The following is a 9,969-nucleotide window of genomic DNA, read 5'->3' as shown; positions in this document are numbered from 1 at the left end:
AGCGACCCGGCGGCCAGCGCGGTGTCGCACAGCTGCACCAGCGCATCCCCCAGCCGCTGGGCGCGGCTGCGCTCGTCCCCGGCCGGCCGGTCGGCCTGCACGAAGGACTCCAGTGCGGCCTGCAGCTTCTCCCCACCGACCGCGTCGAGCTCGAAGCGGCCGCTGAGCGTCCCGTCGGCGTGCCGGGCCAGCATCAGCCGGCGGCCCTCGGTGGGGTCGGGTTCGGGACCGTCGGGGTCCAGGCCGGCCAGGTAGTGCCGCACCGCGGCGACGAAGTCGGCGTGCGGGTGGTCGATCGCCACCTGGGTGAGCACGGCGTCGATGACGGCCAGGTCCACGCCGCGCTCGGCGGCGGCCTGCAGGCGTTCCGGCGTCAGGGCCGTGGCGGCGACGGCGACCTGCTCGGCGGAGACCCAGCCGGCGTCGTGGGCCTCGGCCAGTGCGGGCAGGTGGTCGAGCACCCGGCCGTTGCCCACCACCCGTGCGGCCGCGGCGGCCGAGAGCCGGCAGTGCCCGCGCAGCCAGGGGCGCATCGACTTCTGCCCGTCGCGCTCCGGCGCCTGGGACAGCTCCGCGGCCCGCACCCGGCGGGCCAGCAGGGCGTCGATCCGGTTGCGCTCGGCGACCAGCGCGGCGACGTCGTCGAGGACATCACCACCACCCACATCGCCCGAACACATGTACGAAGCCTAGCCGACCCGATTGGGTCCCGCAGCCCGAATCCCCAGGTCAGCGGCTCATCCCCAGATCCTCGCGACCCCTCGCGACGGTCCGCGGAGCCGTCCTCGGAAGGTGCAGCGGGCCTCGGGACCCTGGTCCCCCGCTCCGGCGACCGGCACGGTGACCGCGGGAGCACCCCTCATCCGCAGGGAGGCCGCATGGCCCGGTTGATCAGCCTCAACGCCCTGGTCCAGCTGCTGCGGGCGGGTGACCTCCGCGCCCGGCTGCGGGTCACGCAGGACGGGCAGGCCGCGCTCGCCTGCAGGTCGTCGCCGCGGCCCTCGACACCGGCGTGCTCGACGCGCTGGCGCAGGCACCGGCGGGCACCGCCGAGCTGGCCCGGCGCACCGGCGCGACCGACCCGGACCTGCTGGAGGCCTTCCTGCGGGTGGCGGCCGTGACCCGGCTCGTCGACGGGGACGGCGCCCGGTGGCGGCTGGCCCGCGCGGGGCGCGCCGTCGTCGAGGACGACCTCGTCCGGGCCACCTACCAGGGCTTCGGCGGGTTCCACACCGACCTCTACCGCGGGCTGCGCCCGCTGCTCACCGAGGGCACGCGCCGGCGCGACCTCACCGAGCAGGTGGACGTCGACCCCGCCGCCGCGGCCCTGGCCGCACGGACCCTGCGGGAACGGGGCCTCGCCGACCGGGCGACCGTCGCGACGGCCGACGTCCGGACCGCGCTCGCCGAGGGACCGGGAGGGCCGCTCGCCGAGCCCTTCGACCTCGCCCTGCTCGCCAACGTCGTCCACCACCTCCCGCCGGCCGCACGGGTGCCCCTGCTGCGCGCGGTCGCCGGCCTCCTCGCCCCGGGGCGGCACCCTCATCGTGAACACCACCGTCGCCGTGCCGCAGCTGTTCAGCCGCCACATGGACCTGCTGCTCCGCGCGCAGGGCGGCGGTCTGCAGCTGTCCGACGCCGGCTCGCTGGTCCGCCGGCTGACCGAGGTCGGCCTCGACCCGGAGCCGCCGCGCAGCGTCGTCCCGGGGACGCCGCTGCTCGCGGTGTCGGCGTCCCGGCCGGGCGGCGTCAGCGCGAGCCGGGACCGGGCAGCAGCCCCCGCTCGACGGCGACCATGACCGCGCGGGTGCGGTCGTCGACGCCGAGCTTGGCGAACACCCGCAGCAGGTGGGTCTTCACCGTGGCCTCGCCGATGAACAGCTCCCGGCCGATCTCGGCGTTGGTCAGCCCGCGCGCCACCCCGGCCAGCACCTCCAGCTCCCGCGGGGTGGGCTCCTCGGGGGCCGGCGCGCGCATGCGGGACACCAGCCGGGCGGCCACCGGGGGCGCGAGCACGGTCTCCCCGCGGGCGGCGGCGCGGACGGCGTCGGCCAGCTGCGGCAGCGGCGCGTCCTTGAGCAGGTAGCCGGTGGCGCCGGCCGCGACCGCCCGCAGGATGTCGGCGTCGGTGTCGTAGGTGGTCAGCACCAGCACCCGGACGCCCGGGTGCGCCGCGGTCAGCCGCTCGGTGGCGGTCACGCCGTCCATGCGCGGCATGCGCAGGTCCATGAGGACGACGTCCGGCGCGGTGGCGGCCACCAGCGCCAGCGCCTCCTGCCCGTCGCCGGCCTCCCCGACGACGTCGAGGTCGGGCTGCGCCGCCAGCCAGCCGACCAGCCCGCCGCGCACCACCGGGTGGTCGTCGACCACCAGGACCCTGACCACCGACCGGCCGGTCCCGTCCGTCGGTCGGCTCACGACCACGGCACCCGCACCGTCACGCGCGTCCCCGCACCCGGCGCCGAGGCGACGTCGACCTCGCCGCCCACCTGCGCCACCCGGCCGCGCAGCCCCTCCAGCCCGGACGCGGTCACCGCCGACGGGTCGAAGCCCACGCCGTCGTCCTCCACGTGCACCGACACCTGTGCGCCCACCCGCGCCAGCCGCAGCACCACGGCCGTGGCCCCCGCGTGCCGGCGGACGTTGGTCAGCGCCTCCTGCGCCCCGCGCAGCAGCACGACCTCCTCGTCGGTGCGCAGCGCCGGCACGCCGTCGAGCGCGCCGGTGTCCACCCGCACCGCGAGCCCGGTCTCGCGGGCGAACCGGGACGCCAGCCGCTGCAGCGCCTCGACCAGCGTCGACCCGTCCAGGGCCACCGGCCGGAACGCGGCCACCACCGCCCGCGCCTCGGCCAGGTTGTCGCGCGCGACCTCCTCGATCACCGCCAGCCGCTCGCGGGCGGCGTCGGGGTCGGCGGGCAGCAGCGCGGCGGCGGTCTGCGCCTGCACCACGATCGAGGTGTAGCCCTGCGCCAGGGTGTCGTGGACCTCCCCCGCCAGCCGCTCGCGCTCGGCGAGCACCCCGCGCTCGCGCTCGGCGGTGGCCAGCTCCGAGCGGGTGCGCTCGAGCTGCTCGATGAGGTCGGCCCGCTCCGCGCTCTGCCGCAGCACGTGGCTGATCCACAGCCCCAGGGCGAGGCTGAACGCCAGGCTGACGACGGACTCGCGCAGGATCTCCAGCGTCGTGCTCCCGGACGCGGCCCCGGACACCGGGCCGATCGCGCTGGCCACGGCCAGCAGCACCGTCCAGGCCACGCCGGTGAGCCGGCCCTGCACCACGAACCAGACCTGCGGGTAGGCGAGGAAGAGCAGGAACAGCAGCCCCGGCGCCAGCCAGCCGAGCAGGCCGAACGAGGCCACCACGACGACGAGGTGGACCAGCGCCCGCCGCGGGTGCCCGCCCGCCACGGCCGGCGCGCCGGCGAGCAGGTAGGACAGCGCCAGCACCCCGAGGACGGCGAGCACCGGCCCCTGCTCCCCGGGCGCGGTCACCTCGCCGGAGAGCACGCTGGCCAGCGCCAGCGTCCACACCGCCGCCGAGATGACGTGCATCCCGACGACCGTGGCGCTCCACCCCCGCGCGGACAGCGGCTCGCCGCCCTCGTCCCCGGCGGCGGGGAGGAGGACGGCGGCCAGCCGGCGGCGGGCGGCGGTCACGCCGCCCGGCGCCAGCGGAACGTGCGGGCGCAGACCACGAGCCCGATGATCACCCATGCGGCCAGCACGAGGGCAGTGGTCCCGTGCTCCCAGCTGCCGGCCGGCTCGGCGACGGCCGCGGCGTCGGGCAGGAACACCGACCGCATGCCCTGCACCAGCCACTTCAGCGGAAAGACCGCCGCCACCTCCTGCATCCACGAGGGCAGCTCGGAGAAGACGAAGAACACCCCGGAGAAGAACTGCAGGACGACGGCGAACGCGCTGATCCCGTTGCCCACCGCGCGGCTGCTGCCCGCCGACGCCACCGCGATCCCCAGCACCGTGCCGGCGACCGCGCCGAGGAGCACCACCCAGGCGAAGGTCAGCCAGCGGCCCACCCCGTCGGGCATCGGCACGTCGTAGACGGTCGCGGCCACGGTGAGCAGCACCGCCAGCTGCAGCACGGTGGTGACCAGCACCTGGCCGGCCTTGCCGAGGAAGTAGCCCAGTGGCGGCGTGCCGATCACCTGCAGCCGGGCCAGGTCGCCGCGCTCGCGCTCCTCGGCCAGCGCCGTCCCCACCGCCTGGAAGCTGGTCAGCATGATCCCGGTGGCGGCGATCCCGGCGAGGAAGTACTGCGCGAACGGCACCCCGCCCGGCCGGTCCTCGCCGGCGAACACCGACGCGAAGATCACCAGCATCACGATCGGGTAGGCGAAGGAGAAGACCACCTGCGCCGGGTCGCGGACGAACAGCCGCAGCTCCAGGCCGGTGCGGGCCAGGCCGATCGCCAGGGCCGAGGGCGGTGCCGGGCGGGTGGTCGCGGGGGTCAGGGCGGCGGTCATCGGGTCCCTCCCTCGGGGGTGGCGCCGACCAGGGACAGGTAGACGTCCTCCAGGCCGGGGCGGGTGACGGTCAGGCCGGGCACCTCGCCGGCCGGGTGCGCGGCGAGCAGGTCGCGCAGCACGGCGGCCGGCTCGGGGGTGACCACCTCGCGGGTCGCGCCGTCCTCGGTCCAGCGCACCGTGGCCACCCGCCGCAGCTCCGCGCCGAGCTCCCCGGGCGGGGCGACGTCGACCAGCCGGCCGCCGGCCAGGACACCGACCCGGTCGGCCAGCTCGGCGGCCTCGTCGAGGTAGTGCGTGGTGAGCACGACCGTCGTCCCGCCGGCGCGCAGGCCGCGGACGAGCTCCCAGAACCGCCGGCGGGCGACCGGGTCCATGCCGGTGGTCGGCTCGTCGAGGAAGAGCAGCTCCGGCCGGCCCTGGACGCCGAGCGCGACCTCCAGCCGCCGCCGCTGCCCGCCCGACAGCCGGGCCACCCGCGTGCCGGCCGCCTCGGCGAGCCCCACCGCGGCGAGCAGCTCGGCGGTGGGCCGCGCGGTGCCGTGGTAGCGGGCGAAGTGGTCGAGGGTCTCCCGCACGGTGAGCGCGTCGCCGACGCCGGTGCTCTGCGCGACCACGCCGATCCGGTCGCGCCACGCCCGCCCGGCCGACGCGGGGTCCTGCCCGAGGACGGTGACCTCGCCGCCGTCGCGCCGGCGCACGCCCTCGAGCACCTCGATCGTGGTCGTCTTGCCCGCACCGTTGGGCCCGAGCAGGGCGAACACCTCACCGCGCCGGACGTCGAGGTCCACGCCGTCGACCACGGCGCGGCCGCCGTACCGCTTGACCAGCCCGCGCACGCGGACCGCCGTGTCCTGCCCGGCCGGCACCGGGACCGGCGCCACCTGGATCGCTGTCATGGCCCCAGCCTGACCCGTCGCGGTGCCCACCGGGACGCCCGTTCCGTGGGCCGGCCCGTCCACCGGTCGGTGGACGGGCCGGTCAGGTGCCGAGCACCGGGCGGCCGGCCAGCGCGGAGACGACCTCGACCGCGGGGTCCCAGTACCGCGCGTAGTGGTACGGGTCGGCGTTGCGCTGGGTGCGGTGCGCGGCGATGGTCGGCTCCAGCGACGGCCAGTCGGGCACCTCCTGCAGCGCGAGGAAGAAGTTGGTGGCGCTGGTGGTGGGGTCCATCCGGTCGGCGTAGGAGCCCCAGGCGCCGTTGTCCCGCTGCTGGAACAGCCCGCGGGAGTCCGGCCCTGCGGCGTCGCCGCGGTCGAGCACCCGCAGCGAGGACTCGCCCATCGCGGTCATGACGCCGATCGTCTGCGCGCAGGTGTCCAGGCCCAGGTCCGCCGCGGCGTTGAGGATCGCCGCCGCGTTGGCCAGCTGCTCCGGGCCGTACCCGGCGACCGGGCCGTCCGGGACCGCGGCCGGGTCGACCCGCACGGCGGGCCCGGCGGCGGCGCACTCGGCCGAGCGCGGCGGCTCGGCGGTTCCCGAGCGGACCACCAGCACGGCCGCGAGCAGCACGAGGACACCGGCGACGAGCGCCACGACCCTCCGCTGCCGGGACGGGACCTGCTGGGCGACCTGCACACCCGGCCCAACGGGCGGCGGGCCGGGAGGGTCCCCGCGGCTACTGGACGGGGGCGTCGGGCGGGGGCAGCGAGAAGCGCAGCTGCTCGTCGACGGAGGTGACGCCCTCGACGGCCAGCAGGCTCGGTCGGGCGCCGGCCGGCGCCCGACCGGTGATCAGGCCGAGCGAGCCGAGCACCCGCTCGACCTGCATCCCGGAGTCGCGCAGCGCCTGCGCCACCGTCTCGACCTGGGCCAGGTGGCCGTCGTCGACGGTCACGCTGACCGGCGTCAGCGGGAGGGACATGGCGGGAGGCTACGCCCGTCGAGGCCCCCCGCGGCCGCCGTCAACCGCCGCCGGCCCCCTCCTGGGGAGCCAGCGCCAGCCCGCTGCCGACGTCGGCCGACGGCTCGGTCAGCCGCTGCGCCGCCTGGGTCAGCGTCGCCCACAGCTCGTAGCCGCGCCGCCCGGTGGCCTCGGCCCACAGCGCGGCGACCCCGGCGACGTGCGGCGTGGCCATGCTGGTCCCGCTGATCGTGTTGTAGCGGTCGGGCATCGGCCAGGCGGAGAGCACGTCCACCCCCGGCGCGGCGACGTCGACCTCGCCGCCGGGCGCCGGCAGGCTGCGCGCGGAGAACCAGGCCACCGTCAGCGCCGGGTCGAGCGCGCCGACGGCGAGGATCTCCACGCTGTTGGCCGGCGCCCCGACGAAGCCGAGGTCGCCGTTCTCCCGATCGGCGTTGTTGCCCGCCGCGGCCACGATCAGCGAGCCCTGCTGCAGCGCCCGCCGGCCCGCGGCGGAGTAGGGCGGGTGGGCCTCGGCCACGTCGGCGCCCAGCGACATCGAGACGACCGCGCAGCCGTTGGCCACCGCCCAGTCGATGCCGGCCAGGATGCCGCCGTCGTCCCCGCTGCCCTCGTCGCCGAGCACCTTGCCCACGAAGACCTCGGCCCCCGAGGCGACGCCGTAGCGCGGCCCGGTCGGCGGCGACTGGGGGCCGCAGGCCGTGCCGACGCAGTGCGTGCCGTGCCCGTGGCCGTCCTGGGCGGTCTGCCCCGGCACGAACGACTCGGCGGTGACCGCGCGGCCGGCGAAGTCGGGGTGCTCGAGGTCCAGACCGGTGTCGAGGACGGCGACCCGGATGCCGCTGCCGGTGTAGGGCGACGTCGTCGCCCGCACGGCCTGCACGCCCCAGGTCGCGGCCGCGGTGTCCTGGAACAGCGGCGGGGCCGCGGCGCCGTCCTCGCCGCCGGCGCCGAGGACCCGCCCGGCGAGGTCGGCGACGCCGTCGCGGTAGCCGCGGACGTACCCGGTCAGGTCCTCCGGCAGCACCCGGTGCACCAGCTCCGGCGAGACCGACAGCACCGGCCGGGCCGCGGCGCGCAGCGCCCCGACCTGGTCGGGGCCGACCGCGACGACGGCGATCCCCAGCCGGGCGAAGACGGTGGCGCCGGCCTCGCGCAGCGTCTGCGCCGGGACCCGCCCGGAGGTGAAGTCGCGGGAGTCGGCGACGTCGGTGATGCCGGCCGCCGACCAGTCGACCTGCACGTCCTCGGGGTCGGCGAAGACGACGACCTGGCGTCCGGTGGTCCGGGCGGGCGGCCTCGGGCCGCGGCGGGCCGGTGGATCGATCACGGTTCCCCCTTCGTCCCCGCCGGCCGGAGCACCGGCGGGTCCCGGCAGTCTGTCGGGAGGGGGTGACAGCGCGCACTCCGGGCGGGGACGACGGCGGCGTCCGGAAACCGCCAGTCACCGGCGCCGGGCGCTGCCATGATCGGTGCCGTGGCCGAGCTCGCGAGGACGCGCGAAGACACAGCACCGCCGGGCACGAGTCCGACGAGCGCCGGCGAGGAGGGATCGTGACCGCCTCTCTGGACGCCGAGCGCTGCTACCGCGCGGTCGCCAGCCGGGACGCCCGCTTCGACGGCTGGTTCGTCACCGCCGTCCGCACCACGGGCATCTACTGCCGGCCCTCCTGCCCGGCACGCACCCCCGCCGCGGCCAACGTCTGCTTCTTCGGCACCGCCGCCGGCGCGCAGGCCGCCGGCTTCCGCGCCTGCCGCCGCTGCCGCCCCGACGCCGTCCCCGGGTCGCCCGAGTGGGACGTGCGCGCCGACGTCGTCGCCCGGGCCATGCGGCTGATCGCCGACGGCGAGGTCGAGCGCACCGGCGTCCCCGGCCTGGCCGCGCGCCTCGGCTACTCCGAGCGGCAGGTGCACCGGCTGCTGGTCGGCGAGCTCGGGGTCGGCCCGCTCGCCGTCGCCCGGGCCCAGCGCGCGCAGACCGCGCGGGTGCTCGTCGAGACCACCGACCTGCCGATGGCCGACGTCGCCTTCGCCGCCGGGTTCGCCAGCGTCCGCCAGTTCAACGACACCGTGCGGGAGGTGTTCGCCTGCACACCCAGCGAGCTGCGCCGCCGGCGGCCGGGCGGCGAGGGCGGGACGCCGGGCTGGCTGACCCTGCGGCTGGCCGCCCGCGCGCCGTTCGACGCCGCCGAGGTGCTGCACTTCCTCGGCCTGCACGCCGTCCCGGGCCTGGAGGAGTGGGACGGGACGACGTTCTCCCGCGTCCTCGACCTGCCCGCGGGCCCCGGCGTCGTCCGGCTCTCCCCCGCCGCGGACGGCGGCCCGGCGGTGACCGCGCGGCTGCTGCTCCCCGACCTGCGGGACCTGCGGGCCGCCGTCCCCCGCTGCCGGCGGCTGCTCGACCTCGACGCCGACCCGCTCGCCGTCGACGAGGTCCTCGGCGCCGACCCCGCGCTGGCCCCGCTGGTCGCCGGCGCACCCGGCCGCCGGGTGCCCGCCTCGCCCGACGGCCCGGAGGCGGCGGCGCGCGCGGTGCTCGGCCAGCAGGTGTCGGTGGCCGGCGCCCGCACGCTCACCGCCCGCGTCGTCGCGCTGGCCGGGACGCCGCTGGCCGAGCCGGTGGGCACGCTGACGCACGCCTTCCCGCGGCCCGCCGCGCTGGCCGCGGCCGACCTGTCGGCGGTCGGCCTCACCGGCGCCCGCCGCCGCACCCTGACCGGGCTGGCCGCCGCGCTCGCCGAGGGCCGGGTGGCCCTCGACCCCGGCTGCGACCGCGAGGAGGCCGCCCGCGACCTGCTGGCGCTGCCGGGGATCGGCCCGTGGACGGCGTCCCTCGTGCTGATGCGCGGTCTCGGGGACCCCGACGTGTGGCTGCCCGGCGACCTCGCGCTGCGCCGCGCCCTGGCCGCCGTCGGCAGCTCCGACGCCGACGCCGCGACGCGCTGGCGGCCGTGGCGCTCGTACGCCGCGGTGCACCTCTGGGCCCTCGCCGCGCCCACGCTCTTCACCCGCCCACCCCTCGATCGGAGTGCGTCATGACCCCGCCCGCCCGCCACGCCACCGTGGCCACCCCGCCCGGACCGTTCTCCGTCGTCGTCACCACCGGGACCGACGGGGAGGACGTCGTCCTGGCCGCCGGGTGGACCGGCGACGTCGCCGACCTGCTCCCCGTCGTCCACCGCTCGCTGCGACCCACCTGGGTCGAGCACGCCGGGTCCCTGCCCGTGCTCGACACCGTCGAGGCCTTCGTCGGCGGCGACGTCGCCGCGATCGACGCCGTCCGGGTGCGGCAGCGCTCCGGGCCGTTCCTCGAGGACGCGTGGGAGGTGCTGCGCACGGTGCCCGCCGGGCAGCCCGACACCTACGCCGCCTTCGCCGCCCGCTGCGGCCGGCCCTCGGCGGTGCGGGCGGCGGCCAACGCCTGCGCCCGCAACGCCGCGGCGCTGTTCGTGCCCTGCCACCGGGTGCTCGGCTCCGACGGCGGCCTGGGCGGCTTCCGGTGGGGCACGCCGGTCAAGCGCTGGCTGCTCGACCACGAGACCGAGCACGCCCCCGTCCCCGTCCCCGTCGAGGCGTAGTCGACGGACCCCCGCGGAACGGAGCCGCCTCCCGGGAGATGTCGGTG

Annotated in this window: 11 protein-coding genes; 3 read left to right on the top strand and 8 right to left on the bottom strand. The window is 77.8% G+C overall.

Annotation, left to right across the window (positions count from 1 at the left end):
- Positions 1 to 680, bottom strand: a 680-nt coding sequence (locus tag BMZ33_RS10690) for a DUF222 domain-containing protein (RefSeq protein WP_136697270.1), incomplete at its 3' end; no start/stop codon positions are given.
- A gap of 867 nt (positions 681 to 1,547) precedes the next feature.
- On the opposite strand from BMZ33_RS10690, the gene BMZ33_RS24045 reads away from it, so the two are divergent.
- Positions 1,548 to 1,799 (top strand): hypothetical protein, encoded by a 252-nt coding sequence (locus tag BMZ33_RS24045; protein ID WP_169064147.1) that lies wholly within the window; start codon positions 1,548 to 1,550, stop codon positions 1,797 to 1,799.
- Here BMZ33_RS24045 and BMZ33_RS10680 read toward each other — a convergent pair.
- From BMZ33_RS10680 to BMZ33_RS10650, 7 genes are all read right to left on the bottom strand, one after another.
- Complete coding sequence (locus BMZ33_RS10680; protein WP_169064146.1) at positions 1,750 to 2,418, bottom strand: response regulator transcription factor; 669 nt, start codon at positions 2,416 to 2,418, stop codon at positions 1,750 to 1,752. The two genes, BMZ33_RS24045 and BMZ33_RS10680, sit on opposite strands and share 50 nt — an antisense overlap.
- Positions 2,415 to 3,656: a sensor histidine kinase gene (locus BMZ33_RS10675; RefSeq protein WP_169064145.1), complete on the bottom strand. Its 1,242-nt coding sequence runs from the start codon at positions 3,654 to 3,656 to the stop codon at positions 2,415 to 2,417. Before BMZ33_RS10675 ends, BMZ33_RS10680 begins: the two co-directional genes overlap by 4 nt.
- Complete coding sequence (locus BMZ33_RS10670; RefSeq protein WP_091109669.1) at positions 3,653 to 4,480, bottom strand: ABC transporter permease; 828 nt, start codon at positions 4,478 to 4,480, stop codon at positions 3,653 to 3,655. The genes BMZ33_RS10675 and BMZ33_RS10670 overlap by 4 nt, the downstream gene beginning before the upstream one ends.
- Positions 4,477 to 5,379, bottom strand: a complete 903-nt coding sequence (locus BMZ33_RS10665) for an ABC transporter ATP-binding protein (protein WP_091109667.1) — start codon at positions 5,377 to 5,379, stop codon at positions 4,477 to 4,479. The genes BMZ33_RS10670 and BMZ33_RS10665 overlap by 4 nt, the downstream gene beginning before the upstream one ends.
- Before the next feature lie 82 nt (positions 5,380 to 5,461).
- Complete coding sequence (locus BMZ33_RS10660) at positions 5,462 to 6,016, bottom strand: hypothetical protein (protein ID WP_136697269.1); 555 nt, start codon at positions 6,014 to 6,016, stop codon at positions 5,462 to 5,464.
- An 82-nt stretch (positions 6,017 to 6,098) separates the two neighbouring features.
- Positions 6,099 to 6,344: a hypothetical protein gene (locus BMZ33_RS10655; protein ID WP_091109662.1), complete on the bottom strand. Its 246-nt coding sequence runs from the start codon at positions 6,342 to 6,344 to the stop codon at positions 6,099 to 6,101.
- A 40-nt stretch (positions 6,345 to 6,384) separates the two neighbouring features.
- On the bottom strand, positions 6,385 to 7,674 hold the full coding sequence (locus BMZ33_RS10650) for a S8 family serine peptidase (RefSeq protein ID WP_091109660.1): 1,290 nt from the start codon (positions 7,672 to 7,674) through the stop codon (positions 6,385 to 6,387).
- 224 nt (positions 7,675 to 7,898) lie between these two features.
- Here BMZ33_RS10650 and BMZ33_RS10645 point away from each other — a divergent pair, with 224 nt between their 5' ends.
- Both BMZ33_RS10645 and BMZ33_RS10640 read left to right on the top strand, forming a co-directional pair.
- Positions 7,899 to 9,383: an AlkA N-terminal domain-containing protein gene (locus tag BMZ33_RS10645; RefSeq protein ID WP_091109657.1), complete on the top strand. Its 1,485-nt coding sequence runs from the start codon at positions 7,899 to 7,901 to the stop codon at positions 9,381 to 9,383.
- Positions 9,380 to 9,922, top strand: a complete 543-nt coding sequence (locus BMZ33_RS10640) for a methylated-DNA--[protein]-cysteine S-methyltransferase (protein WP_091109654.1) — start codon at positions 9,380 to 9,382, stop codon at positions 9,920 to 9,922. Before BMZ33_RS10645 ends, BMZ33_RS10640 begins: the two co-directional genes overlap by 4 nt.
- Positions 9,923 to 9,969 lie beyond the last annotated feature (47 nt).

It is taken from the genome of Geodermatophilus dictyosporus (assembly GCF_900115505.1).
GTDB classification, from domain to species: Bacteria; Actinomycetota; Actinomycetes; order Mycobacteriales; family Geodermatophilaceae; genus Geodermatophilus; species Geodermatophilus dictyosporus.
The sequence above is the reverse complement of the archived record's forward strand: the minus strand, read 5'-3'. Positions and strand labels throughout refer to the sequence as shown.

Coding starts and splice junctions, on each gene's coding strand:
- BMZ33_RS10640 (WP_091109654.1), top strand. CDS start 9,380: ATGACCCCGCCCGCCCGCCACGCCACCGTGGCCACCCCGCCCGGACCG.
- BMZ33_RS10665 (WP_091109667.1), bottom strand. CDS start 5,379: ATGACAGCGATCCAGGTGGCGCCGGTCCCGGTGCCGGCCGGGCAGGAC.
- BMZ33_RS10670 (WP_091109669.1), bottom strand. CDS start 4,480: ATGACCGCCGCCCTGACCCCCGCGACCACCCGCCCGGCACCGCCCTCG.
- BMZ33_RS10655 (WP_091109662.1), bottom strand. CDS start 6,344: ATGTCCCTCCCGCTGACGCCGGTCAGCGTGACCGTCGACGACGGCCAC.